The following is a 24,923-nucleotide window of genomic DNA, read 5'->3' as shown; positions in this document are numbered from 1 at the left end:
GGACTCAATTCGGTTACGATAGATCTCAGTCTTACTCGAACTTTCGGCCCGGCCAGTCGTCGTATTGGCACGCTACCTGGACGGCTGTGTCGGTGCCGAGAGCGAGTCCTGTCATCGCGGTAAGTCTCAACTGCTGCGGAGAATTTGTCGTCTCTGAGGCTTCATCGTTATAATTGCGGGCATGTCGCAATCCTCTTTTCTCGAAGAGCCATCGACCAGCCGTTCAATGTTGGTCCGCGTGAAAGATGGCGATGCCGAAAGTTGGCAGCACCTCGCCCAGGTTTATGGCCCGATCGTCTATGGTTGGGCGCGTCGTTGTGGGTGTCAGGCCGCGGACGCTGCTGACGTGATGCAAGAGACGTTTAGTGCGGTCGCCAGTGCACTGCAACGATTTGATCACCAACGCGACGGGGCGACATTTCGCGGTTGGCTTTGGACAATCGCCCGCAACAAAATTCGTGATCATCGTCGCCAGTTGCAGCACGAAGTCGCCGCCGGCGGAACCGCAGCAAATTTAGCGCTGCGTGAATTGCCAGCCTGCGAGTCGTTTGCGGACGAATCATCGGAACCACCTACCGATGCCATGTCGGATGCAAAAGCGGCTCGTTCGCGAACATTGGAATTGCTTCGTACCAAATTCGATGCGCGGACTTGGATGATGTTTTGGGAAACCACCGTGATCGGCCGCGAGGTCAACGACGTGGCCGAACAGTTGGGCGTTTCGAAATGGGCGATCTATAAATCGCGTGCCCGGGTCCTGCAGCGACTCAAAGACGAGCTTCGCGATTTGGAATAGCAATCGGTGTCCAATCGGTCCGTTGTCTTGGTAATCGACGCCCGAAATCAGCGTTGATCGTCGACCCCAACCCCAGGACTTGAGATGGTCAAATTGAACGGTATGTGTTTGGATCCCGATCGTTTGCGGCGGGTGATGATCGGGAACGCATCCAAGGAAGAATTCGATTCCGCGATTCTCCACTTGGATGATTGCCAACAATGCAGAGATGCCCTTGAGGACTTGGGGCTCGACAACTTCGAATTGGGATCGGTGTCGCTGTGTAACAATTCGCTGTCCAACAATTCTCAAGCCGCTGATTCAGTAGCGTCTGCCGAGGCCGAGCTGGAATCACTTCGCAACGAGACGGCCTGCCAAGTCGCGTTGGGCCGAATCGCTCGCCAGCATCAGGGGCGAATGACAAGTCAGCCGCCGATCGAGAACTTGGGGACGTACCGATTATTGGAATTGGTTGGCAGCGGTGGCATGGGAGCGGTTTTCAAAGCCGAACATCAACGTCTTCGCCGGCAATGCGCGATCAAACTGCTACCACCGGATCGCGTCGCACAGCAGGATTGGTTGGACCGCTTTAATCGTGAAATGACGGCCGTCGCGTCACTCGAACACCCGGGCATCGTGCGCGCTACCGATGCCGGTCATGATTCGGGTTGGCATTACTTGGTGATGGAATACCTTGACGGGTTGGACGTCGGTCAGGTCGCGACGCGTATGGGGCAGTTGTCGGTTGCCGATGCCTGTGAAATCGTCCGTCAAGCCGCCATCGCGATCTCACACATCCACGATTGTGGCTTGGTCCATCGCGACATCAAGCCGTCTAATTTGATGCTCACCCGCGATGGCTGCGTCAAAGTGTTGGACTTGGGATTGGTGCTTGATGGCGATGATCCCTTGGTCAGCGACGAACGTCTGACAACGGTTGGTCATGTGATGGGAACGATGCCCTATATGGCGCCCGAGCAGTTGACCGACAGTCGTGATGTGAATCCCCGGTCAGATTTGTATTCACTTGGTGCGACGTTGTTTCGATTGATCGCCGGTCGGCCGCCGCATCGCAGCGGCAAAGGGCTTGCCGCACAGGTCCTGGAAATCACCAATCAAGATGCGCCGGCATTGGATACGGTGCGGGAAGATGTCGACCGCGACGTGGTCAAACTGGTTGCCGAGATTCTGTCCCGCGATCCGAAGAACCGGCCAGCCGACGCTGCCCAAATCGCCGAACGGCTGCGAGCTCCCAGTCAAGGACACCAACTCCGTCGCTTGATTCGTGAAGCATCGCGCAAAGACGACGCTGGCGAACGTCAACACAGCGGCCTGATCCCAAGTCTGTCGCTGGCGAAGCGCGGTGACGAGCCGCCACGCAGACACTGGTGGATCGGCGCAGCGATGGCTGGGTTTTTGTTGGTCGCCGGATTTGTACTAAAGATCCAGACGGACCGCGGCATGCTGGTGTTGCATTCCGATTTGGACGGCTTGACCGTCGAAATCAAGCAAGGCGAAACGGTTGTCGACACGCTAAAAATCGAATCCGGTGACAACAAGGTTTCACTTCACAAAGGCAGCTACCGGCTTGAGGTCGAAGGCGGCGGAAAAGCGGTGAAGCTGAGCGATGACGTGGTCACGATCGGACGGAACACCGTGCAGAACGTCGCGATCGAAAGCGATGGATTGCTCGACGACAATCAGGTCGCCGTCGATTTGTCGCCGAACACCCCAGCCGTCACCGAAGAAATCACATCCAGTGCCATGGGGTCTGACGGCGACTTTGGCAGCGGTTACGGCAGTGCCTATGACAGCGGCGGTTATGGCAGCAGTTCTCTCGGTGGTGGCAGGGCGGCGCCGGCGGAGGCGTTGGTTGATGGGAAAACGTTGGGTCAGTGGGTCGCAAAAATTCGTCCGACCGAAGATTGGGAATCTCTCGGTCAAGCAATGACAACGGCGATCAAAGGTGTCGAGCAAGTTTCGGAATCGGAGACGTCGCTTGATCAAGTGATCGAAGCGATCGTGCAGTGCTCGCGTGATCTCGGCGGGATACGCCGCCAAACGCCACCGGTCGTCACCACCGAACGCAGCCCTGACGAAGACAGTGCGTATTTCATGTGGTACTTCGATCAAGTGTTTGCCGAACCGAGTTTCGACCGTTGGAATGGGCACGCGGCGAAAGAACTGTTGCAAGGCAATTCCAACAGTCGTGGCGCGATTGTCTTGTCATTGCACCGCTACCTCGAACAACAGGGCGATTTACGAGGGGGTGGCGATATGATGGGCGGCTATGGGGGAATGAGCGGAATGGGAAGCGGAATTGCAATCCGCCAAGACAAGTTTCTGACGCTTCGACTAATGCGTGGGTTGATCGGTCTCTCATCGTCAAACGCATGGGACGGGATGGAGCCTGCGCAACAGCCCACAGCTGCTCGGCTGGCTCGTGAATGTGCGATCTATCTCACCCGCCAACAGTCCATTGGTAGCGACGTTGAGTCGGATCTGAAAAAGGCCGTTGAAGCGATTCCGGTCAATGAACGATCCAAGCTCGAAGCTGAATTGGTCGGCAGCCCTCAGCCGGGGCGAACAGGTCTGATGGGAATGGAAATGGGCATGGATGACTTTGGTATGGATGTCGGAATGGGCATGGCCGCTGGGATGGGCATGGATAGTAGCATGATGGCTGGTCCGGGATCTCAGCCAACTTATCGCGGCAAGACAATCCATTCTTGGATGGATGTTTTGAAGACGGAACTGGACGTCGATTCGTTGATCACGGCCATGGAAGCCGTCGAACGGTTGTCACGAAATCAGGATGCGTCCAAGCGATTGGAGGCTGGAAAAGCGATCGCAAAACTCAGCCGTATGTATGGCGGACTGACCGCTGGTGGATTTGATCCTTCCGGCAAGTTCATGAATGAATTCCCATCGCGATTCGTGAAATTCTTTCCCGACCCAGGCTATGAGATTGCGCTTGATGAACTGAAAAATGGAAATGAGAACAGCTGCATTGCCGTTTCCTGGACGCTAAGTAACCACTTCCAGGACAACAGCGCAAACACAGATGACATTGATGATGAACGGAAAACAAGCTTGCGAAGGATCCGAAATCGTATCGTGGATCAACTGGAGGACCCCGCGAATTCAACGATTAACGCATCCCAATTTTTGCTGATTCCGACCGCAGCAACGTTGACCCTTCTTCTTGATGAACCGATCGTTGTCGATTCGACATGGTCCAAAGAAATGATTGACTACATCGAATCGGATCTCACTCACACGCAGTTCGGTGAGGTCGATCTCTACAAACGCATTGTCCCGCGACCGATCATTTTGATGGGATTGGAAATTGCAAAGGCCGCACCAGATAGGCTCACCGCGGCCGCAAAAAAGGCGTTGATCATTCAAGCCATGTCTCCTGCCGCGTCACCCTTTCAGAAGTTTGCCAAGCGAGCGACTCAGTTGGCAATTGAGATTGACACCGAGGCTGCTGCGAAAGCGGCGGAGAACCAGTTACAGAATTCCTGGATCCTTCGAACCAACCAATTAGACATGGCGATCGTCAAGGAGCTGATCGAGTTGTGTGCAGCACAAAGTACGTCTTCGAGCCTGCTGTCTCAACTTCAGACGATGGAGAACAGTCCCCAAAACTTTGCCCTCTATACTGAGCTTCGTGAGGTGATCGCGAAGGCGAAGAAGAGGATTGAGACTCGCAATGCGGCGGGGCAAGCGACAGAATCCAGTGGTAGCTCTGGCGATCAGTAGGTTTTCCACGTCTTTCCTACGCGTAACTCCCTGGACGTGGGGGGATCGGGAAGAGGCCGGAACAATCGTTTCAAGTCGAATTCCTGCGGTTTCCCCTCTTCAGGGCCCTTCATTGGTGTTTGACGTCTGTCGCGGGTGGCTTACAATACTGAGCTACGAGCCAGCGAATCGTTGGGCTCGTCCCGCCCCCGACATGACGGTCCTGGAGGTGGTTGAGGCTTTTGCCCAACCGACCGACCCGCTTTCGCCGCATCTGTGCGTGAGGGTTTCCAATTCTCAAGCCTCTTTTGGAGCGAAATGATGTCTGTAACTCTGTCTAGCGGTCTACTCGGGCTTTCACCTCTGGCGTTCGCGATGCCAGGTGCGACCGAAATGTTGATCTTTTTGTTCGTGGTGCTGCTGTTGTTCGGTGGTGCCAAACTGCCGTCGCTGATGCGAAACCTCGGACGCAGTGCGAACGAGTTCAAACGCGGCATGAGCGAAACGGCGGACGATGAGAACGCATCCGACAAAGACTCGGATAAGTAATCATGTTCGGGCTTAGCCCCTTTGAAATGATGGTGATCGGTGTCATTGCTGTTGTCTTGTTCGGCAGCAATTTGCCCGATGTCGCGCGTCGAGCGGGCGGTATCTATCGCGAATTTCGTGACAAGTTAAACGAAGTTCAGCGCGAGTTCCGTGCCGCAGAATACGAAGCGACGAAGGCCTTCAAAATGGACTCGAACACTTCGTCATCGATTGACGAAGAGGACGACGAGCCATCGGAACCTTCGGCACCAAAGTTCACCCCACCTAGCTGACGCATCCGTCTGGCAGGTTTCTTTGATTCACGACGCCTTCTGTGGCGTCGATTCTGGGAAGCGTTTCAACGCTAAGCTTCGGGCGTCTCTCGTTCCGAATGCAAGAAATGGCTGATCGGAACGGCGGCAACCGCACCGATAACTGGCGCGATCATGTACAGCCATAACGACTGGAGTTGGCCGCCGACCACAGCGGGTGCCAGTGATCGTGCGGGGTTCATCGATGCACCACTGATCGGCCCGCCGCAAAGCACTTCGAACGCGATCACACCACCGATCGCGAGTCCTGCGGTGATGCCCTTCTCTTTCGCTCCAACGGTCACATTGAGGACCACGAACATCAAAATCAGCGTCAACATGACCTCCATCACGAAAGACTGCATCTCCGTCCCCGCAGGCAAGGTCGCGCCCAGGCTGGGTTGATCGGGGTACATGAACCGCAGCAGCGCACTGGCGGCGAACGCTCCCGCGCACTGGGCCAAGAGATAGGGAACGACTTTGCGTCCTTCAAACCGTTTGGCGACCCAGAATGCGATCGTCACTGCCGGGTTGATGTGTGCTCCCGACAAGTCACCGATCGCATAAATCATCGCCGAAACGACTAAGCCCCAGGCCATCGCGATCCCTACCAAAGACACCTCGCCATCCGTTACCGAGTTGACGATTACCGATCCCGTCCCGACGAAGATCAGGACAAATGTTCCAACGAATTCGGCAATGTACTTTTTCATACGTGGGGGCTCGGAAGGCGATACAAGTTCAGGAGGGGCCACTGTTTTACCCCCGAACATTCTCACATGCAGGCCGTCGCGACACATTCGCAAGCCATTTCTTGAAATCCTAAAAGCCCCCCGACGAACCGGATTGCGTCACGCAACCAAACGAGTGGTGAACGGAGTCCACCAACGCCTTTAATGTCGATTGGATTGGCATCGTCGGATTCGCATCTTGGTACACTGTTGCGCGAATCAGCCCATGACATTTCCTTTGAGACGATTTGATTTCGATGACCACGCTTCGGACCTTGCTGTTGGCCGTGTTGCCATGGATCGTTTTGCCCGCCGTGACCTGTCCTTCAGCGTTTGGACAATCGGACGATTCAGGGATCGATTACAAAACACATTCTGATCTCCCGTACCGAACGGAAGACGGATCGCTGTCCGACTACGCCCGAGAGCGTTGCCGATTGGATGTCTACGCCCCGGCCAATCGTCCTGGGTTTTCGACCGTGGTCTGGTTCCATGGTGGCGGGCTGACCGGTGGCCAAAAATCGATCCCAAAAGCACTCCAGGAACAAGGCATCGCGGTCGTCGGAGTGAACTATCGCTTGAGCCCCAAGGTCAAATCACCGGCCTACGTTCAAGACGCTGCCGCAGCGGTCGCTTGGGTCTTTCACAACATCGAACGTTTCGGCGGTGACCCCAAACGGATTTACGTTAGTGGTCATTCCGCTGGCGGTTATCTGACCAGCATGATCGGACTCGACAAAAGCTACCTTGCCGAGCATGGGGTCGATGCCGATGACATTGCCGGATTGATCCCCTACAGCGGGCACACGATCACGCACTTCACTGTTCGCGCCGAACGTGGCATCGATGGCAAGCAACCGATCGTCGATTCGATGGCTCCGCTATTTCATGTCCGCAAGGACTGCCCGCCATTGTTGTTGATCACCGGTGATCGCGAACTCGAAATGCTCGGACGCTACGAAGAAACCGCTTACCTTTGGCGGATGATGCAAGTCGTCGAGCACCCCGAGACCAAACTGGTCGAACTGAAGGGATACGATCACGGACAAATGGCCGAACCGGCTCATCCTCTCCTGTTGAAATTCATCAAAGAGCATGAAGCGGGTGACTGAAAAACTGTCGGCCTGAATCCGAATCGGTCGCCCACCGACTAACTTATTCGCTCATACGGTTTGGCTTTTACGCTGGCATGGGACTTGCCATCTCGTCTCGGGCTTCCGATGGATACGCATCGGGAGGACGAAGCGACATGAGAGTAAGGACCAAGCGGCATGTTGAAACCAGCCATCCAAACAGCCTCTGCCGAGTCAGGCAAGTCTTACCGCGTTGACCTCGTTGTGCTCGGCAGCGGTCCGGCAGCAAAATCAGTTGCCGTCGACGCGGCGGAATCAGGACACCAAGTCGCTTTGGTAGAGAGCCGCGATTTTGGCGGTACGTGCGCGTTACGTGGTTGCAACCCAAAAAAGGTGCTCACCAATGCGGCGATGCTTTCTGACCGTGTGCATTTGACGGCAGACAAACTGTTCGCAAACGCGTCGGCAGAACTCGATTGGCAAAAGCTGCATGCATTTCAGCAAGAGTTCACCGAACCGGTGGCAAACAACACCGAAGAGAATCTCAACGACAAAGGCATCCAAACTTTTCAGGGACAGTCCCGTTTTATCTCGCCGCGACAATTGCGGATTCACTCGGGCCGAGACAACGCAACACTTGATTCACCACGTTTTTTGATCGCGACTGGTGCACGTCCGCGAACGCTGTCGTTTCCGGGAAGCGAATTTGTGATGACCAGCGGCCAGTTTCTTGCCCAAGAACGATTGCCAAAGCGAATCTTGTTTCTCGGCGGCGGGTACATTTCGATGGAGTTCGGCCACGTCGCGTGCAGCCTTGGTTCAGAAGTCACCGTGCTTGAAAAAGGCGAACAGCTAATGAAGGGATTCGATCCGGATTTAGTCGAGCAACTGAAAGACTGGTCCTCGCGGAAAGGCATGCGTTTGGTCATGGGCCGCCAGATCGAATCGATTGAGCAGTCAGCCGACGGTTCACTGGTCGTCACCAGCGATGATCAGCAGCGGTTCCATGTTGACAGTGTGGTTCACGGCGCGGGCCGCGTTCCAAACCTAGACGACTTGAATTTGGAAGCTGCCAACATCGATTACACCGAATCCGGAATCCGAGTCGACGAGTACTTGCGATCGACCAGTCATCCAGGTGTGTTCGCCGCCGGTGACTGTGCGGACAACGGTGGCTTGATGCTCACACCGATCGCCAACGAAGACGCTTATGTTGTCGGCAAGAACCTCTTTGTGGATCAGCCGACAAAGCGTCCGGACTATCGTGGCGTCGCTTCGGTCGCGTTCACTTGCCCGCCGATCGCTCGCGTTGGGATGTTGGAATCCGAAGCCAAAGAGGCTGGTTACGATGTCGATGTGAAAACGCGTGACACATCGACGTGGGGCAGCGTACGTAAAACGGGGATGCCCTGTGCGGCCTACAAAGTCGTCTTGGAGAAGTCATCTGCGAGAATCTTGGGAGCTCACTTGCTGGGTGTTGGAGCGGAGGAGCAAGTCAATTTGTTTGCGTTCGCCATCAAGCATGGGATCGACGCCAAAGCAATCAAAGCCAGCCCGTTGGCTTATCCGACGATGACAGCCGACATCAAACGCATGGTTTGATTTGAACGATTCTGTTATTCATCGCGTAGAATCGGTGCTCTGCGACCGTCTTTTTGAACGCGAACGGGATCACGCGGCATGGCACCAAACAGAAACGCACCAAACAGAAACATTGTGCGGCTGCTGAAATGGTCCGTTGTGATCGTGTCGTGCAAATTCTTTATCGCGATGCTGTGGCAGTACCGCTGGTACTTCCCGCCGGACTTTGACCTTTCGCCCTTTCTAGCCGGTCGGCGGTATTCGTTTGAGGGTTGGTATCGAGCCGCGTTTTATTTGCACCTTGCCGTCGGACCGACTTCATTGATTTTGGGAACCTACTTGATGTTCCACCCGACCCGGCGTTCGCTGCATCGCCGGATGGGCAAACTGTTGACTTGGGTCGTGCTACTGGGCGTTGTGCCGTCCGGGCTGATGATGAGTCAGCAAGCGTATGGCGGGCGACTCGCAGAATTCGGATTCATCGTCCAAACCGTTTTGACAGGGATCACGGTGGCGATGGCTGCTTTCCATGCGAAACAAAAACGGATGCGTCTCCATCGACAATGGGCGGTGCGTTGCTACCTGCTGCTTTGGTCGCCGCTGTTGTTACGGATGATTGCGGGAGTGGCAATCGTGACGGACTTTGAGTCGGAATTGACTTACCAAGCAAACGCATGGCTCAGTTGGTTGGTTCCGTTGTTCGTTTATGAACTGGTTTTACGACGACGGAGTGTCCGATCACGCATCGATCAGGCCAATACACAAGTGGAACCAGCGCAGAATGCCAGTCTGATCGGAGCCAATCGTCGGCTCGCAAAAGCGATCACGCTGATCGAACTGTTGGTTGTCATTTTGGTGATTGGGGTGTTGGTGGGATTGCTATTGCCAAATGTTCGGACCGCTCGGGAAGCGGCGAGGCGGATGAGCTGTTCGAACAATTTCAAACAGCTTGGTTTGGCGATTCACAATTACCACAGTGCGTACAAACAACTTCCAATGCAAATGGGTGGAACACACGCGTTCGATCGCCAATCGATGTCGGATCGAGATCACAACGGGTTTCGGCTGAGTTACGTGGTGGGGTTGCTGCCGTTTTTTGAGCAGCAGGATTTGTGGAATGAAGTGGTTGAAGGAGACGACTTAGCGCCGATGGGGCCACCGCCGTGGGCGGATGACTTTGATCCTTGGAAGACTGAAATCTCCTCACTTCGTTGCCCGTCCGATCCTGGCAATGGCGGTTTAGCGTTCGCGCGATGCAACTACGCGGTTTGTCTAGGTGACGCATTGGAGCACATGGATCATGGGGCGTTCCGCTGGGATCCAGAGGATTCGCGATGGCACGCCGTCGATGAAGACCGATTGGCGGCGACGGGACGCGGTGCGTTTGTGCCTCGACAATCGCTCCGCTTCCGAGAGATTCTCGATGGGTTGAGCAACACCGCTTTTGGGGCAGAGATCATTTCAGACTTAGGTGATGACGATGCACGCAGTTCACCCTGGCGTTCCGGCGACTCGTCCGTTTTGATCGAACAGCCGACTTGGTGTGAAGATCGTGTTGATCGTGAGCGCCCCAATCAATGGGCGAAGACAAAAGAACGCTCTAGCGCCGTGACCCTTCCGGCAGACAAGCGACGTGGATTTCGGTGGGCGGATGGCGCGGCACTGTACACCGGCTTCAATACCATCTTGCCGCCCAACCGCGAGACGAGCCTAGCGAGTAGTGGAATCGGTATTGATGAGGATGGTGGCATTGGACTGCTTCCCCCCTCGAGCTTCCATCACGGTGGAACGCACGTGTTACTCGGTGACGGTGCGGTGTGTTTCATCACCGACACGATTGATTGTGGGAACCTCACCCAGGGCACTGTGATTTACGGAGGTGAAGGTGACAGAGAGCCTGGAAGCAAAAGCTCCTACGGAGTGTGGGGAGCGTTGGGTACTCGCCAGGGTGCCGAATCACTCGAAGCATGGGATTACTAGCCGCCGCGGCACATCGTCACATTTTGTCTGCAGCCGGAACGGTCGATCCGGTCGATGTGATTGTGAGGGTTTCTGAAGCTGATTCGAACGAGGTTTCTGCCACTTTCGATGACCGTTTTACCTTATTCGCCAGCTTTTGACGTCAGTCGCTTGGGTGCCGAGTTGATTGACCGGAAACGTGTCGCAGGGTTCCGTCGACTTGTCGTTCTAAGTCACAACCAAGCAACGGAATCAGCACCGGAAGAGGCGTCTGTTTAATGATCCGCAACACACTCAATTCGAATCATCGGGAAATTTTAGACACTCACCAAAAGGCATTGGAGGTCAACTTGGACCCCCGCCGCTACGGAACCTTTGCTGAAATCGGTGCGGGTCAGGAAGTCGTTCGTTGGTTCTTTCGTGTCGGCGGTGCGGCTGGGACGATTGCCAAAAGTATGTCCGCGTATGACATGAAAGTCAGCGACGCGATCTACGGGCGGGCTTCGCGATATGTCTGTCGCGAGCGATTGGAGGCGATGTTGGACTATGAACACAAACTGAATATCGATCGTTTAAAAGATCAGCGCGGCGACACGACCACGTTCTTTACATTTGCGGACACCGTTTCGGCACGCAACTTCCACGGTACCAATGCTTGTCACGGATGGATCGGGATCAAATTCCAAGCCCACCCGCAAGATGACGACAGCCAGATCATTTTGCACGTACGGATGCTTGATGACGAAGCCGCACTTCAACAAGAAGCACTGGGTATCGTCGGTGTAAACCTGATTCATGGTGCTTTCGCATTGCACCACGAGCCAGACTTGTTGCTTGCGTCGCTTTTGGATGGGTTGTCGACGTCACGGATCGAAATCGACATGATCGAGTTTTCCGGAATCGCTTTCCGGCACATCGACAATCGCTTGATGAGTTTGCGATTGGTCGAGTTGGGGCTTAGTGGTGCGGCGATGTTTGCCGCCGACGGAACGGTGCTTCAACCGTCCGAATTTTTCTACCGCAAAGCGATCTTGGTCGAACGCGGAAGCTTCCGCCCGGTATGCAATGTCAACTTGGACATGCTGCGCTGTGCCCATGACAAGTTTTCAAAACTGCCCAGCGTCGTTGGCAAAGAGGTTGCTCAGGTCATGGAGTTGACCATGAACAATTTGAAAGCCGAAGGCGAAATCAATCTGAACGACTTCTTGGCACGTGCCGATGTGATGTCCGAATGTGGGATGCCCGTTTTGATTTCGGATTACTTCCGCTACTTCCGTTTGGCCGCGTACCTGTCCTCGCTGACCAACGAGAGCATCGCAATCACGATGGGTGCCGGCAGCGTTCAGGAACTCTTTGACGAGCAGTATTACAAGAGTCTCGATGGCGGGATTCTGGAATCCTTTGGCCGTTTGTTCAAGAACGACTTGAAGGTGTATTGCTATCCGATGATGGATTCAAAGACTGGCGAGCTGATGACTTGCCAGAACATGCAAGTCGAACCGACTTTGAAACAACTGTTCGGTTACCTGTATGACCGTGGTTGTATCCAAGACGTCGAAAACTTCGACCCAGAGTGCTTGAAAATCCGTTCCCGTGAAGTCTTGAAAAAGATCAAAACGGGCGACATGAGCTGGGAAACGATGGTCCCCGAGAAAGTCGCCGCGGTGATCAAACGCAAACGGTACTTCGATCACAACCCAGAATTCGAAACCGCCGAGTACTGATCACTACGAATCGCCAACATGACACGCTAGGCGGTCTTTGCCCCGCGTGAAACGCCAACAGCGTGAAACAGAGATCCACTTCGAAAATAACGCTTCGAAGTCGCCCAGGTCGACATTTTCGTCGTTCCCCCACCTTTGCTAGACTGCGGCGACTTGGATCAAACAAAGGATTCGTTCTGTTCCGTTTTGCTCTTGGGGGCTGTTGGTGAAGTACCGATTCAATGGGTTCGACTGCATTGTGCTAGTCGTCGTCGCGCTGACGTTGTCGTCAGTACTGTCGATGCAGCTGCAGCGGCGTCGTTCGGCGGCGCGGCGGGAACAATGTAGTGACAAGCTGCGGGAACTGACCATCGCCGCCCATGCCTATCACCAGGTCTATCGCCAGTTCCCCTCTGGAGCGGGTGGCACCGATCAGGGTGCGGCTCGTCCGGCAGCCGGAAACGATTTGCGACTGAGTGCATTCGTCACGTTGCTGCCATTTTATGACCAGCAAAAGACTTGGGATCTGATCACGGAGCCTTTCCAGGCAACCAGTTCACGATCGAATTCGGAGACGTTCCCGCCGATGGGACCGGTGCCGAGATTTGATCCGCAAATCTACACCCCCTGGTCGATGCGGCCGGCGATGCTGGTTTGTCCGGCAGATCGTAGCGGCAGCCAACAGCTCCAGGCCGCCAACTATGTGATGAACTATGGTGATGCAGTCCACTTGGCGGGCGATTTATGCGGCTACGCGAAATCGGACTTCAAACAAATCACCGCCACGCTGGCAACGCACCGCGGCGTCTTTGCGCGGGAGCGGGTGATTCGGATGCGTGACGTGGTCGATGGGACCAGCAACACGTTGTTGTTTTCTGAAGCGAAAATCAGCGGTACGCAAGTCGCCAAGGATGTTGCCGGATTGGCAGCGAACCCTTCGCTGGCGCTCAAGCAATACTCGGCGAACCAATGTTGGTCCGGCGGTCGGGAGTCGGTGTGGTGCGATGGGCTTCTCCGCTCAAGTGGCTTTCAGACGATTTTGCCACCAGGTTCACCATCGGCAACGTCGCTCTCCGGCGAACTGAGCGCGGTCATGTCCGCATCAAGTTATCACCCCGACGGTGTCTATGTCGCATTCGTTGACGGACACGTGGCGTTTATGTCCGCGAGTGTTGACGCTGGCGAATCAGCCAGTCCCAGTGTTGGTCCCGCTGGCGTTTCAGTCGATGGGCAACGGCTTGCCCCACCAGGACGCCCAAGCCCCTATGGCGTTTGGGGAGCTCTGGGAACTCGCAACATGCGCGAAGAGATCTCGCGACGCGAAATCATTGAACTTAGCGAGGTCCCACGTAGCACCGGTCTCCGAATCGATGTGAACCCCGAACCGGATGACAAAAAGCAAACGCAAACGCCAAGCCCTATGCCCAGCGAGATGCGCACGCCAGAACCGAAAATGGCCGCCGCTGAGAACGCTGACCTAGGAAACACAGCACCGCAGCGCGACGACTCGGCAATCGAAACGCCATCGACCGCGCCGCTAAAGCAGGCGCCGATGCAAGCCGCTGACGTCATTGCCGTCAAACCGGTTCCCAATTCGATCGCACTCGAAGCACCCATGGCGGTGAAACCGAACGTACCAGTGGAACCGGAGTTGTCTCAGACGAGCGAGACTCCGTCGTCAATGAAGCCGACACCGATCGAGTCAAACGTCACTCGCGCCGTCCCGACGGAACCAGACGCAGTACCCGATCCATTGATGTCTGTCGTGGAGGAAGCCGCCGAGCCAAACGCTGCGGTGTCTTCTGAAGTGAAACCGATCGAGGCCACCAAACCCGATGCGATCGCGATTGAGAACCCACTGCGGAAGTGGTCTTTGGCAGATTCTGCCGAACCGTTGATCGCATCCTTGGTTTCATGCGATGACCGTGGAAACGTGGTAATGAAACTCGCGACAGGCGAAACAATTGAACGCTCACTTGCTGACTTTACATCCCAAGACGCTTATCAAATCGTTGCGTCTCGTACCGAATCGATGAAGCGAGCGTTAGAGCAAGCTCGTTTGGCCGACCAACAGTTGGCGCAATCACGGCTTCGTCCGCAATTGGTTGAAGCTCTCAAGTTGCTTGAGAACAAACACTTTGATCACTATCTAAAACGGTTTTATCATCCCAAGTTGACATCGGCTGAACGACTGCGCGATCTCGCCGAACGGGTCTCCCAACGACGCGGTGATTTCATTCAAGTCCTCGACGATGCGATTCGATCAATCGACCAGGGCAAGATCAAAACAGCGCTGGATGATGATGGGGTTTCCCTTCACTTGAAGACATTGTCTCAAGGACATCCCGCGGACTTGTCCATGAAGTACCTCGACGGCGCATGGTACTTCACCGAGTCAGATTGAGAGACCATTCCGCGATCGTGAACGTGATCGAACTATGAACCACGATTCCAATCGACTGACCAACGTTTTGATTCTGGTGGTTTGTGGATTGGTGTTGTTCGCTTTGTTGCCGAAGCATTTGCTCAGCCGACGTATGGCGGCACGTTCCGGACACTGCGTCGGAAACCTGCGCGAGATTGCGTTGGCGCTTCACAACTATTCCAACAACTTTAAACAGTTGCCGCCCGGTACCGGTGGCACGTGGTCGGGCACCGATCCGTCGAAAAGCAACCAAGGTCGGTTAGGACCGTTGGTTGGTCTCTTGCCTTTTTTGGGAAAGACCAACCTATGGGAAATGATTACCAACCCGTTCGAAGCAGGCGACGGACGGACGTTTCCGGCGATGGGGCCGACGCCGACCTATAGTCCTAACTCGTATTTGCCCTGGTCGATGGCTCCGGAAGTTTATCTCTGTCCGGCTTCGGCAGGTTTGGTCTACGGCGAACCGGCAGTCATTCATTCATTGAAGGTTGCGCAGCGAAGTTTGACCGTGACCAGCTATGTGGCCAGCTTCGGTGACGCAACGACAATGCAAGGCGAAGTACTCGACGTGTCAGACGCGTTGCTTCGCGATTTGGGCGAGCGACGTGCTGCGGCAAGCCGTGGCATGTTCATGACCGGCAAAGCAATCCGGTTAACCGATTGCACGGACGGACTCTCCAACACCGTGATGTATTCGGAAACGGTAGCCAGTCTGCGGCGCATCGAAGGCCAAAGCGAAGTCATTCGCGACGTTTCGGGACTAAGCCATCAGCCGTCACTTTGTTTAGAGGCGGCCGAGAGCGATGAAAAACAGTTTTGGAAATTCGGACGCGGGGCGCGTTGGAGTGATGGGTGGCCTTTGTTGACGGGATTCCAAACGGTTCTACCGCCAAATTCGCCATCGTGTACGTCGCAGTTTGGTGCCATCGATCCGATCGTATCAGCAGCCAGTCTGCATCCAGGCGGAGTTCACGTTGGACTGGCTGACGGTGCGACGTTGTTTATCGCCAACGAAATCGATACCGGCGATCTGGAACGTCCTGGTGTCGCGTCGGGTGAGAAGTACTGCTTGCCAAATTCCGAAAGCCCGTACGGGTTATGGGGCGCGATCGGAAGTCGAGCCGCGTCCGAGTCGGTACCCAACGGCTTGCCAGACACACCAGTGGTTAGGCCTGCATCGGTTTTTGATTCAGATGTTGACCCAGCAGTTAACGCCTCGATTTGGACAGATAACCAGACGAACGATCAGTTGCTTGCCGATCTGCTGGAGATCCGGGACAACACGACGGTTCGTTTACGACATCCCTCAGGTGTGATTCATGAGGTCCCGCTGAACTCACTGATACCGCTGGACATACTGCGCGCGGTCGAGGCGGACTTGCGAGTGAAAGCGAAGGCAACCGATCAAAGTCCACCCGAAGACTGATGCGAATCACGTTGGCCTTTGGAACGTTTCCACCATGGCTTCTTTTCCTGTGGCGGATGGTCGAGCATCGCTTGAAGACGCTCACCTAAAATCGCACAGGCCTGGATATCGGAGGTTTCCAAATCAGCACAAAGTGGATCGATCCATCGAGTTCGCTCCGAGCGGACTAGCTCGTCAACCATCATCTGCATCAGCTTATGCGTGTCGAAGGCGACACGAGACGGAAACGATTTTGAGAGTTCGCGATCCCAATCGGCAAGTAAACGTTGCCAGCCATCGCGGCCCGATGCGGCATCGAGCAATCGCACTTCGCGATCATGTCCGATGATGACGTTCGATATTTGAACGGCGCCATGCGTCGCACCACTACGGTGAGCAGCGGCAAGGGTGAATGCCAGACGGATGGAAATCGATAATCGCTCGTCCGGTGCGTTTTGACGCTCGTTAACCAGATCTGACAACAAAGTGCCGAAGACCCAGGGACGTACAACAGCAAGGTGGGTCCGGTTCATCGCCGCGATGCGTGGTGCAACCCAACAAGGGTGCGTGACGTTGCTGACTTGTTCGCACAGGTCCATGATGCGAGTTTTTTGCAGCGACGTCAGCGTCGTTGGGATCGGGATGACTTTCATCGCAATGAAGTCTCCCCGCTGCGCGTCACGACCTTTGACCAGCCAACTTCGACCGAAAGACCCGATTGTTGACGCGATACATTTTCCACCGATCATCCATTCCGGCGGTCGGATTGGGATCGGGACGTCGATCGAATCTTCACGTGGTTGATCGAGCTCTGAAAGGGGCGACAAACCCGTCACCGGACCGACGCCGGCAATCGTGAGGTCTCGTTCGAGTTCAAAGCCACTCGATTCGATTTTCTCCGGTGGTCGGCGATCGGATTCATTGATTACCGAAGCGGAACCCATTGCCGGTTCGGACGATGGGCCTACCGGTCGGGGGACCGATTGTTCGATCTGACCTTTAACGCCAGAACCGTCCAAGTAAGCGAGTTGCCGTATGGGTGCAGCAAAGTTTGGAAACCGCTCTGTGAACGCCGCAACGTCAACGACTTCTTTCAATTCGCGGCGGATGCACATCTCGGCATCAATCAAATCCAAGACGCTGGATTCGGACTGTGCCAACACCGGGAACTGTTCGAGGTACGCTTCGGTTGGCGTACGGTGTCCGCGGCGCCAACTGAGCATCAAGTCCAACGCCGCGAGGTCAATCAAGATGTCGCGTCCGAGTTCGCAGTCCTCAAGTAGTTCCTTCAAAGGTGCGGAGGGGCTTTCGGCACGAAGTCGTTTCAGCCACGTGCCCAACTCGTCGATCGAGACATGGCTGTCTTCGAAAGGGTCGACGGACGAATCATGATCTTGCGCCGCCATCAGATCGATTAACCGTCCAATTCTCGAATGCCGATTTCGTCGCGAACTTTTTGCAACGCACGACGGACACGCATGCGTGCGGTATCGGATTTGATCCCCAGTCGCTCGCCGATCTCATTCCAGTCGCGGTTCTCAAGCATCATGTCGACTGCGATCGCGTCCTGTTCACCCAAGATGGTTCGAACTCGGTCGGCAACCTCTCGACGCAGCGCAACTTGGCTTGGCGAAGTCTGCTCGGTGCGTAATTTGATCTCTTCGACAGGCGTTGTTTCGTTGCGACGGAAGTCGCGACAATGGCGGGCGAGCGTTCGAAAGGTATCGACGACTTCGTTGTCGATCGCTCGCAAGATGTAGCTCAAGATGTCTTCGGCGGTCAGTTGGTCCGCGTCGCTTCGACGGGCCAGATCGACCATGACTTCGTTGCAGATGTCCATCGATTCGGTCTGTCCGGTCAAACCGTACTGACGTAGACGTGTCCGTGCGCGGCGGCGAAGCTGATTACCGAAGGTCTTCCAAACGTCATCAAGGGATGCCGGCGCACTTTCAGAGGTGTCCGTGGGATCGTTCGGCTCGGGTTCGTGGTCAGCCATCACACCAACGTACCATCATGGTTCAGTTTTGGTTTCGACACCGGTTGCGATTTGATTTTGTTCCATTCGCTTGGCACCGACGATGACCAAAACGCCCAAAACCAAAAAGAATGTGCCGACGAGCCGCAAGATCGACACCGGTGAACGTGGATTACCCAGCAGTCCGAAGTGATCGAGAAACAATGCCGCGACCGTCTGCCCGGTCATCACGGCGGCAAACCATGGCAACGACCCGACACGAGGCACAAGAATCAAAGAAGTCGAGACCAGCACGACGCCAATTGCCCCACCCGTCCAGATCCACCAAGGAAGCTCACGGGGTGAAATCAAAAATCGCGGTGGGAATCCGCCGCCGAACAACAGCGTGATCACGAACAAGATCGTTGTGCCACAAGCGAACGAAATCAACGAAGCTTGTAGCGGGTGGGCAACGCTTTTCCCCAGCATTCCGTTGACGCTCGGCTGAGCACCGAGCAAGCCACCGGCGAATAAACCGACCGCGACCGCAATCAACAGGATGCTTGAGGGGTGATTCAAAACACTTACGAGCTGCAGGGCTGCGTCAGACGACGCTGCGGCCCTGGAACCTCTGGTCCCAAGTGGGCGATTTCGTTTTGGTCGTTGACGAACACCAATCGAGGACGGTGTTCGTTGACCTGGTCTTCAGGAACAAACGCGTAACTGGCGATGATTACCTTGTCACCCGGTTGAATCAGGTGCGCGGCGGCACCGTTGGCACAGATGTCGCGTGAATTCGCTTCGCCCGTGATGGCGTAGGTTTCCAAACGGCTTCCGCGGGTGACATTCCAGACGCAGACCGCTTCATAGGGAACAATCCCAGAAGCTTCCAACAAATCAGGCGGGATCGTGATGCTGCCTTCGTACTCCAGATCGGCGCCGGTGATGGTCGCACGATGGATTTTGGCGGACAGCATTTTTCGGAACGGACTATTCATGATCCCAAATAGGGCTGGAGCAGTTCAACAGTTTCGGGGTCACGCAAGGAGAGTTTTCCGAAACCGTGAACACCGCCGGCAGCGACGGCTGCCTGTTGGTGTTCTTCATAGTTGGTGACCAACATGACGGGTGTATGGCCGACTTCGTCGTCAGCCTTGATGATTTTCACCACGTCGATCCCGTCGGTATAGTCCCGATCGAGTTTCCGGTTTACGGTCACCAAGTCAACATGACGGCTACGCATTACTTTGAGCGTGTCATCCGCACCATGGGTTTGGATGACGACCGCGTCAAAGTTAGACGTCATAAACTGACGAATCGAATGAAAGTCTGGACCGCAGTTCCCGCAGTCGACAACCGTCTTCGTCATTTCTCTTCCGCTTCGATGGCGAACAGCTTGTCCTTCGTGCTGATGTAGATCCGTCCGTTGGCAGCAATCGGCGTGCTGTAAACACTACTACCCATGTTGATCTCGTCCATCGGCTCGTTGTACTGCGATCCAAATTGGAACACAGCGACATCGCCATCTTCGTCACCTACGTACACATGTCCGTCAGCGATCAGGGGGCTGCCCCAGCTTTGGGCCAGCATGTCGTATGTGAAGTACACCTTCGCTTGTCCGTTTTCGCCGCGAGCGTCCAAGCAGTGCAGCAGGCCGGAGAAGTCCGTCACGTAGATCAAATCGTCTTTGATCGCGGCGGTGCCGATCGTGCGGTGCATCTCTTCCTCGAAATCAATTTCACCGTCTTCGTTGATGTCGGACATCGAGTAGTGCCACAAGGCAGCAGAGTTCGGGTTGTCGACAGCGATTTCACCCTTCTCGGCTTCGACCGCTTGGATTCGCTTGTGAGGAATCTCGACACGGCCTTCGCCTTCGACCTTCATCGCCAACTGTGGCGAAACGTTTCCGCGTTTGGTCGGGTCGATGCACCAGAAGTGACCTTCACCTTCACCGTGTTCGGGGTCTTGGCCGACAGCAACATAGACCAAGTCGTTGTAGATCACAGGCGTCGCGATGATGTTGTTCCGAGTTCCTTCGCCACCGAGAACCCATTTGGATTCTTTTGGGTTGGCATCGAACTTCCATAGCAACTCGCCTTTGCCGTCTTGGCCGCCGTCAGCTTTGAAGCTGTACAGCCATCCGTCGCCACCGGCGAACAGAACTTGCGGCACGCCGCCCAAAACCGCAACGGCTGGGCTGGACCATTGACCGTGCAAGATGTTGGTGCCTGGCGAAGAATCTTGCCACAGCAGTTCGCCCGTGTTCTTGTTCAGGCAGATAAACGTTGGTGCGTCCGGTGAAGGCAGGTTGATGTGCGACTCGTCCAGACCGTTGCTGGTGTTGACGAACAGGTAATCGCCATACGAAGTGACGCTGCATGAGCACATGTTGTGCTGGCTGGTGTTCAGCTGGTCCATCATGTTGAAGATCCAGATGGTGTCCGCGTCACGTTTATCGTGGATGCCGAGCTTCTTGAAGATGCTGACGTTGGGGCCAGCTTTCTTGATCGAAAGGGTGCGGTCAACGCCATTGAAGTTACCGGTGGCGGTCCAAGCCGATCCGGCGGTAACGGTTTCGACAGTGACATCGCCTTCGGAAGTTTCACCGGCGTTTTCAAGTGCTTCTAGAACGCTGTCGGAAAGCGTGCCTTCGCCCAGTCCGGCCATCGCAGCTTTGCCGGCGTCGGATGCCAACGCGATGTCCGTGATACGAGCGGTCTCGGCGGTCACAGGGCCGTCGTCTTCGCCGTCATAGTAGCCTTCGGTGTCCAAGCAACGGACTTCGCCGCGGTTGGTGACGAACCAAAGACGTTTGCCTTCGACCAACGGTGCACAGCAAATACCTTGCAGCGGCCAGTCGTGGACGCGGCCGGTGATCAGCTTTTCGCTGCTGTGTTGCCACAGGAACGAGCCGTCTTTTTCCGAAAAGGCTAACAAGCAACCGAGGTCGACTTGCGGCGGGTAGCGTTTCAGGTGGCCGGCACCGTTGTTGGTCCCGACGTAAACTTGACCGTCAGCAACGACAGGGTTGCCGTACGTTTGGCTGCCCAAGTTGGCGTACCATGCGATGTTTTCGGCTTTCGATTTGTCCCATTCGCCACTGCGGCGGTCGAACTTGCCGATGTTCCATTCCTGTGGCAAACCGGTCACGCCGGGAGTGTTGTTTTTGAATCGTGAGCCGCCCCATTGTGGCCAGTCGCCACCGGAGGAGAGGACGTCTTCGGGCGAGCTGGCTTCGCTAACCAAAGTGGTCGCGGTGTCTTCAGCGGGCTTTGCGCTTTCATCAGCAGGCTTCGCAGCGATGGTCGCTTCTGGCTCGCTAGCGGCAGGCTCGGTCGCTGCGGCGATTGGGGTTTCCGATGCGGTGGCCGAGACCGTGGTGATGTTGTCGCCGGTAACGTTTTCGGACGCGGCAACATCGCTTTGCGCGGTCGCGTTGTCGGACGTGGCGTTATCAGAAGCGGCGCGTGGGACGGCGGTTGGCGGTTTGCAACCGCTGGTCGCCGCAGCCGTGATGCTGCCGAGCACGAAGGCCGCGACGATCATCGAGAACGCTGAAAGTTCGTTTTTTCGCATTGCGATATTGGGGGTCGATGGACCGAATTTTTGAGGGGAGGTGGGAGCGTTGGCCGTTTGCTGTCACGATCGGTTTGATCGTGTGGAGGACAAACCCGCAACGCCACAAATGCGGTGCCGGCTAAAGCACCGCGTCTCATCATCTTGGGTAGGTCGGATTACTCGTCGCTTTCGTTGGCGACGACTTCGATGTTGTCGAGGTACAGTTCGGCGACTTTCGCGTTGCCGTACAGACCAGGGCTGGAGGCCAAGTTTGGCGATTCGTCGCGAGCGGTGATCGTCCACTCCTTGGGTTCATCCTGATCCCGCGGCCATACCTTGCCACGCAAAACGGCAACCGTTGCGGGGCCTTCGCTTTCCAGGTCGACGCGGAATTTCATTCGATACCATTTGTCTTCTTCCCAGGGGAAGTCGATTGTTTCCGCCATCCGCAGTTGTGCCGACCATGTACGGATCTGCAATTGCTGGCTTTGGCCCATCAGGTCCAAAACATATCCGTGAGCGGTCAGACCAATGTCTGGCAATTGGGCGCTCATGCGTTTGCCACGGACGTCCGCCGAAATCGTGTACTCGGACAGATCGCTGGGGCCCATCCAGGCACGGCTACGCGCACCTTTGGGAATCGTCGTGACCTTGGTTAAAGCTGGCGAGCCGTCGATGTCGCGAATCACGTGACGATAGCGAGCACCCACCCACGATAGCGGCGGATCGGTCAGGCCATCGAACGTGAATTTCCAAGGGAGCGGTGGCACGATGCGGACCCGCGCGTTGCCTTTGATGCCGTTGACTTCCGCGACGACGTCGATGCCGGTGTGGGAAGCGTCTTGGCTGGCGGTCAGCTTGTTGCCGTCGACCGTGGCCGCTTTGCCAGCAACTGTGAAAGTCACTCCGGCAGGTGTTTCCAGTTTTTGACCGTTTGCGTTGAACACGTTGACGGTGTATTCGATCGATTCGCCGGGCTGAACAACGGCTTCACAAGGAACGACCTGGACTTGAGCGATTTCGGTGTCCTCTTCGACCGGAGTTTCCGGTTCCAAGTTCCCAGCAAGTGTTTGTTGTTCCTGTTTTCCTTCGCCGGTGCCGACGCAGTACATCGCACTGGTGCTTTGGATGTAAAGCTTTCCATCGGCGACGATCGGTGAAGCACCGAAGCCGGTGTCACGGATGCGGCCTTTGCTGAGCACTTCGAAACCGTCTTCGGTAGGTTCGACGATTGCCCAGCGACCATTTTCGGTCGTCACGTAGATCTTTCCGTCGGCGTAGAGCAGTGCCGAGCGTTGGCGGCTGCCGGCAAACGCTTTACGTTCGACAATCGGCTCGCCAGTTTCGGCGTCGAAGACCCACATTTTGCAGCGGTCATCGACCCAATAGATGCGTCCATCGACGTAAACCGGTTCGCTGTATCCGGAGACGACTTCCAGGTGTTTCCACATCTGGGAAACCTGGGTGTTCTCGCCTTTGCCAGAGATTTTCAAACCGGCAACGGCACCCATCACGCTGGCGTCATCCGCGTTTTCTTCGCTGTGGCTGCAGAAAACCATATCGCCAACCACCAATGGGGTCGCGAACAGGCCGCGGAGCGACAATTGGTGATTCCAAAGTGGTTTGCCCGTGCGAGGCTGGAATCCCCAGACCGATCCGTCGCCGCAGCCCAAAATCAGCTGACGCTGGCCGTTAACGGTGACCAAGCTGGGTGCCGAGTATGTCGTGTCGTAGGGCAGATCACGTGTGCCGCTGAACCAGACGAATTCGCCGGTGCGTTTGTCCATCGCCAAAAGACGGTGGTTTGGTTTGGCGTAATCCCCCCAGTTGATGATGATCCCGCTGATGATCACCAAGTCTTCGTAAACGATCGGAAAGTTCGTCCGGCCGCCGTAGGTGCTGAGCATGCCGAATTGCTCGTGCAGCGGCACCTTCCACAGCGTTTCGCCGGAGTTGCCATCGATGCACATGAAAATATCGCAGGCACCGAGCACGTACACGTTGCCGGTTTCCTGGTCGCCGACGACGCTGGACCAGCCAACACGCTCGGCGGGAACGTCACTGAGCCAGACGTTGTAGTTGTTTTCCCAAACGGTTTCGCCGGTTTCGGCGTCCAAGCAAACGACGCGTTCGCCTTCGCGCTCCGTGCCTGGGAGGTATCGCTGGATGCTGTAGAGGAAGCCATTCATCGCGATCGGGGTACAGGGACCGCCCAAGTCATCGCGTTTCCAGATCACATTGCTGCCTTCACCGCCATCAGGATCCCAATCTTCGGGCAACCCGGTGACTTTTGCGGTGCCGTCCATGTTTGGGCCACGCCAATAGGGCCAGTCGGCGGTTTGGCCAAACAGCAGCGATGGCATCAGCAGTAAACTCGCTAACGACCAAAGCCAGCGATCTCGCAGTGTCAAATTCATTGATTCTATCGGACAGAAAGACTGGGGAGAGGGAAAGGGCGGGACGGATCATCACGAACACGTGATTTGGTCCGCTTAAGCATTTTAGCTGGGAGTCGAGTGGATTGTCATTCGCTAAGTCGATCCCCGCGTGGTTGTTTCAGTCAAAGTGCTCGTCGCTCGGATCGAACTTGGGGAAGCAAATGATCAGTACATCCATTTCGCCAACCGCTCGATGGCGTGTTCCAGGCGGAATCAAGACCGACGTTTTTGGGCGTACGGGGTGCATCTGTCCATTCAGTTCAATGGCGGCATCCTTTGCGCAGCTCAGCACCACGTAAACCTCCATGTGTTCGCGATGGTAGTGCGTCATTGCGTCGCACTTGATTTGAGTCCAATGAACAGTGGCTGGGACGTCCTCGCGGTCGCTGAACGCCCGGCGGGCGATCCCACACGGGCACTCGACTCCTGGCAATTCGGTCAGATCCAGTACTTGGGGTTCGAGCCTGTCGTCTGAGATCATGGCCTGTCCGCTGGGGTCCTGTCTGTTGGGGCCAACGACGGTCAACCCACACGGCTTTTGCCAGTTGGCTGGGAACGAAGAGGTGGGGGTGATTACCTGCCTCTTTGGAACCGAACTTCGCCGTCGGCAATAGTTTATACCGTTCGTGGCAATTGTTCTACGCGAGCAACCCCTGCATCACGAAGCTCTTCCAGGGTTACGAGTTTTTGCCTATCCGGCAAAGCTTTCCAAGCAATCGAAAATGCTGCCTAACACTG

Annotated in this window: 20 protein-coding genes; 11 read left to right on the top strand and 9 right to left on the bottom strand. The window is 55.7% G+C overall.

Features of this window, described 5'->3' with window-relative positions:
- Nucleotides 1-181 precede the first annotated feature (181 nt).
- From CGZ80_RS12765 to CGZ80_RS12750, 4 genes are all read left to right on the top strand, one after another.
- Nucleotides 182-796 carry an RNA polymerase sigma factor gene (locus tag CGZ80_RS12765; RefSeq protein WP_094414947.1) on the top strand — a complete coding sequence of 205 codons (615 nt, stop codon included), beginning with the start codon at nucleotides 182-184 and terminating at the stop codon, nucleotides 794-796.
- 84 nt (nucleotides 797-880) lie between these two features.
- Nucleotides 881-4,540 carry a serine/threonine protein kinase gene (locus CGZ80_RS12760; protein WP_094414946.1) on the top strand — a complete coding sequence of 1,220 codons (3,660 nt, stop codon included), beginning with the start codon at nucleotides 881-883 and terminating at the stop codon, nucleotides 4,538-4,540.
- Between the two features lie 300 nt (nucleotides 4,541-4,840).
- Nucleotides 4,841-5,068 carry a twin-arginine translocase TatA/TatE family subunit gene (locus CGZ80_RS12755; protein ID WP_094415256.1) on the top strand — a complete coding sequence of 76 codons (228 nt, stop codon included), beginning with the start codon at nucleotides 4,841-4,843 and terminating at the stop codon, nucleotides 5,066-5,068.
- A 2-nt stretch (nucleotides 5,069-5,070) separates the two neighbouring features.
- Entirely contained in the window at nucleotides 5,071-5,340 is a 270-nt protein-coding gene (locus tag CGZ80_RS12750) for a twin-arginine translocase TatA/TatE family subunit (RefSeq protein WP_094414944.1), read from the top strand.
- Between the two features lie 71 nt (nucleotides 5,341-5,411).
- On the opposite strand, the gene CGZ80_RS12745 is transcribed toward CGZ80_RS12750, so the two are convergent.
- A complete protein-coding gene (locus CGZ80_RS12745; RefSeq protein ID WP_094414943.1) occupies nucleotides 5,412-6,071 on the bottom strand; it encodes an MIP/aquaporin family protein in 660 nt (219 codons plus the stop codon).
- Between the two features lie 275 nt (nucleotides 6,072-6,346).
- On the opposite strand from CGZ80_RS12745, the gene CGZ80_RS12735 reads away from it, so the two are divergent.
- The 7 genes from CGZ80_RS12735 to CGZ80_RS12710 all read left to right on the top strand — a co-directional run bounded on the left by CGZ80_RS12735 (nucleotide 6,347) and on the right by CGZ80_RS12710 (nucleotide 16,256).
- Nucleotides 6,347-7,201 (top strand): alpha/beta hydrolase, encoded by an 855-nt coding sequence (locus CGZ80_RS12735; RefSeq protein ID WP_094414939.1) that lies wholly within the window; start codon nucleotides 6,347-6,349, stop codon nucleotides 7,199-7,201.
- Nucleotides 7,202-7,360: 159 nt separating this feature from the next.
- The gene (locus CGZ80_RS12730) at nucleotides 7,361-8,764 is read left to right on the top strand and encodes a dihydrolipoyl dehydrogenase family protein (protein ID WP_094414937.1); all 1,404 of its coding nucleotides are present in this window, start codon (nucleotides 7,361-7,363) and stop codon (nucleotides 8,762-8,764) included.
- 78 nt (nucleotides 8,765-8,842) lie between these two features.
- The gene (locus CGZ80_RS29110) at nucleotides 8,843-10,723 is read left to right on the top strand and encodes a DUF1559 domain-containing protein (RefSeq protein ID WP_103296264.1); all 1,881 of its coding nucleotides are present in this window, start codon (nucleotides 8,843-8,845) and stop codon (nucleotides 10,721-10,723) included.
- Nucleotides 10,724-10,831: 108 nt separating this feature from the next.
- Nucleotides 10,832-10,981, top strand: a complete 150-nt coding sequence (locus tag CGZ80_RS27960) for a hypothetical protein (RefSeq protein ID WP_158222680.1) — start codon at nucleotides 10,832-10,834, stop codon at nucleotides 10,979-10,981.
- Nucleotides 10,981-12,426: a nicotinate-nucleotide adenylyltransferase gene (locus CGZ80_RS12720; protein WP_094414935.1), complete on the top strand. Its 1,446-nt coding sequence runs from the start codon at nucleotides 10,981-10,983 to the stop codon at nucleotides 12,424-12,426. The genes CGZ80_RS27960 and CGZ80_RS12720 overlap by 1 nt, the downstream gene beginning before the upstream one ends.
- Nucleotides 12,427-12,631: 205 nt before the next feature.
- A complete protein-coding gene (locus tag CGZ80_RS12715) occupies nucleotides 12,632-14,809 on the top strand; it encodes a DUF1559 domain-containing protein (protein ID WP_094414933.1) in 2,178 nt (725 codons plus the stop codon).
- A 34-nt stretch (nucleotides 14,810-14,843) separates the two neighbouring features.
- Nucleotides 14,844-16,256: a DUF1559 domain-containing protein gene (locus tag CGZ80_RS12710; RefSeq protein WP_094414931.1), complete on the top strand. Its 1,413-nt coding sequence runs from the start codon at nucleotides 14,844-14,846 to the stop codon at nucleotides 16,254-16,256.
- On the opposite strand, the gene CGZ80_RS12705 is transcribed toward CGZ80_RS12710, so the two are convergent.
- The 8 genes from CGZ80_RS12705 to CGZ80_RS12670 form a co-directional block, all read right to left on the bottom strand.
- Complete coding sequence (locus CGZ80_RS12705) at nucleotides 16,235-17,641, bottom strand: hypothetical protein (RefSeq protein WP_094414929.1); 1,407 nt, start codon at nucleotides 17,639-17,641, stop codon at nucleotides 16,235-16,237. The genes CGZ80_RS12710 and CGZ80_RS12705 overlap by 22 nt on opposite strands.
- Before the next feature lie 8 nt (nucleotides 17,642-17,649).
- The gene (locus CGZ80_RS12700) at nucleotides 17,650-18,231 is read right to left on the bottom strand and encodes an RNA polymerase sigma factor (RefSeq protein WP_094414927.1); all 582 of its coding nucleotides are present in this window, start codon (nucleotides 18,229-18,231) and stop codon (nucleotides 17,650-17,652) included.
- 15 nt (nucleotides 18,232-18,246) lie between these two features.
- On the bottom strand, nucleotides 18,247-18,768 hold the full coding sequence (locus tag CGZ80_RS12695) for a DMT family transporter (protein WP_233148394.1): 522 nt from the start codon (nucleotides 18,766-18,768) through the stop codon (nucleotides 18,247-18,249).
- Between the two features lie 5 nt (nucleotides 18,769-18,773).
- Nucleotides 18,774-19,187 (bottom strand): aspartate 1-decarboxylase, encoded by a 414-nt coding sequence (gene panD, locus CGZ80_RS12690; RefSeq protein ID WP_094414925.1) that lies wholly within the window; start codon nucleotides 19,185-19,187, stop codon nucleotides 18,774-18,776.
- Nucleotides 19,184-19,558 (bottom strand): response regulator, encoded by a 375-nt coding sequence (locus CGZ80_RS12685; RefSeq protein WP_094414923.1) that lies wholly within the window; start codon nucleotides 19,556-19,558, stop codon nucleotides 19,184-19,186. Before CGZ80_RS12685 ends, panD begins: the two co-directional genes overlap by 4 nt.
- Nucleotides 19,555-21,765 carry a PQQ-binding-like beta-propeller repeat protein gene (locus CGZ80_RS12680; RefSeq protein ID WP_094414921.1) on the bottom strand — a complete coding sequence of 737 codons (2,211 nt, stop codon included), beginning with the start codon at nucleotides 21,763-21,765 and terminating at the stop codon, nucleotides 19,555-19,557. Before CGZ80_RS12680 ends, CGZ80_RS12685 begins: the two co-directional genes overlap by 4 nt.
- A gap of 158 nt (nucleotides 21,766-21,923) precedes the next feature.
- Nucleotides 21,924-24,164, bottom strand: coding sequence for a PQQ-binding-like beta-propeller repeat protein (locus CGZ80_RS12675; RefSeq protein ID WP_094414919.1), 2,241 nt, complete (start codon nucleotides 24,162-24,164; stop codon nucleotides 21,924-21,926).
- A 139-nt stretch (nucleotides 24,165-24,303) separates the two neighbouring features.
- Entirely contained in the window at nucleotides 24,304-24,666 is a 363-nt protein-coding gene (locus CGZ80_RS12670; protein ID WP_094414917.1) for a cupin domain-containing protein, read from the bottom strand.
- Nucleotides 24,667-24,923 lie beyond the last annotated feature (257 nt).

It is taken from the genome of Rhodopirellula sp. MGV, from assembly GCF_002251265.1.
GTDB classification, from domain to species: domain Bacteria; phylum Planctomycetota; class Planctomycetia; order Pirellulales; family Pirellulaceae; genus Stieleria; species Stieleria baltica_A.
Note: the sequence above shows the minus strand (reverse complement) of the source record. Positions and strands in the feature narration are given on the sequence as shown.

What these genes read in the sequence shown, in the direction of transcription:
- CGZ80_RS12755 (WP_094415256.1), top strand. Translation starts at nt 4,841, where the DNA reads ATGTCTGTAACTCTGTCTAGCGGTCTACTCGGGCTTTCACCTCTGGCG.
- CGZ80_RS29110 (WP_103296264.1), top strand. Translation starts at nt 8,843, where the DNA reads ATGGCACCAAACAGAAACGCACCAAACAGAAACATTGTGCGGCTGCTG.
- CGZ80_RS12680 (WP_094414921.1), bottom strand. Translation starts at nt 21,765, where the DNA reads ATGCGAAAAAACGAACTTTCAGCGTTCTCGATGATCGTCGCGGCCTTC.
- CGZ80_RS12685 (WP_094414923.1), bottom strand. Translation starts at nt 19,558, where the DNA reads ATGACGAAGACGGTTGTCGACTGCGGGAACTGCGGTCCAGACTTTCAT.
- CGZ80_RS12730 (WP_094414937.1), top strand. Translation starts at nt 7,361, where the DNA reads ATGTTGAAACCAGCCATCCAAACAGCCTCTGCCGAGTCAGGCAAGTCT.
- CGZ80_RS12765 (WP_094414947.1), top strand. Translation starts at nt 182, where the DNA reads ATGTCGCAATCCTCTTTTCTCGAAGAGCCATCGACCAGCCGTTCAATG.
- CGZ80_RS12750 (WP_094414944.1), top strand. Translation starts at nt 5,071, where the DNA reads ATGTTCGGGCTTAGCCCCTTTGAAATGATGGTGATCGGTGTCATTGCT.
- CGZ80_RS12670 (WP_094414917.1), bottom strand. Translation starts at nt 24,666, where the DNA reads ATGATCTCAGACGACAGGCTCGAACCCCAAGTACTGGATCTGACCGAA.
- panD (WP_094414925.1), bottom strand. Translation starts at nt 19,187, where the DNA reads ATGAATAGTCCGTTCCGAAAAATGCTGTCCGCCAAAATCCATCGTGCG.
- CGZ80_RS12735 (WP_094414939.1), top strand. Translation starts at nt 6,347, where the DNA reads ATGACCACGCTTCGGACCTTGCTGTTGGCCGTGTTGCCATGGATCGTT.
- CGZ80_RS12720 (WP_094414935.1), top strand. Translation starts at nt 10,981, where the DNA reads ATGATCCGCAACACACTCAATTCGAATCATCGGGAAATTTTAGACACT.
- CGZ80_RS12760 (WP_094414946.1), top strand. Translation starts at nt 881, where the DNA reads ATGGTCAAATTGAACGGTATGTGTTTGGATCCCGATCGTTTGCGGCGG.
- CGZ80_RS12700 (WP_094414927.1), bottom strand. Translation starts at nt 18,231, where the DNA reads ATGGCTGACCACGAACCCGAGCCGAACGATCCCACGGACACCTCTGAA.
- CGZ80_RS27960 (WP_158222680.1), top strand. Translation starts at nt 10,832, where the DNA reads ATGACCGTTTTACCTTATTCGCCAGCTTTTGACGTCAGTCGCTTGGGT.
- CGZ80_RS12705 (WP_094414929.1), bottom strand. Translation starts at nt 17,641, where the DNA reads ATGGCGGCGCAAGATCATGATTCGTCCGTCGACCCTTTCGAAGACAGC.
- CGZ80_RS12745 (WP_094414943.1), bottom strand. Translation starts at nt 6,071, where the DNA reads ATGAAAAAGTACATTGCCGAATTCGTTGGAACATTTGTCCTGATCTTC.
- CGZ80_RS12710 (WP_094414931.1), top strand. Translation starts at nt 14,844, where the DNA reads ATGAACCACGATTCCAATCGACTGACCAACGTTTTGATTCTGGTGGTT.
- CGZ80_RS12675 (WP_094414919.1), bottom strand. Translation starts at nt 24,164, where the DNA reads ATGAATTTGACACTGCGAGATCGCTGGCTTTGGTCGTTAGCGAGTTTA.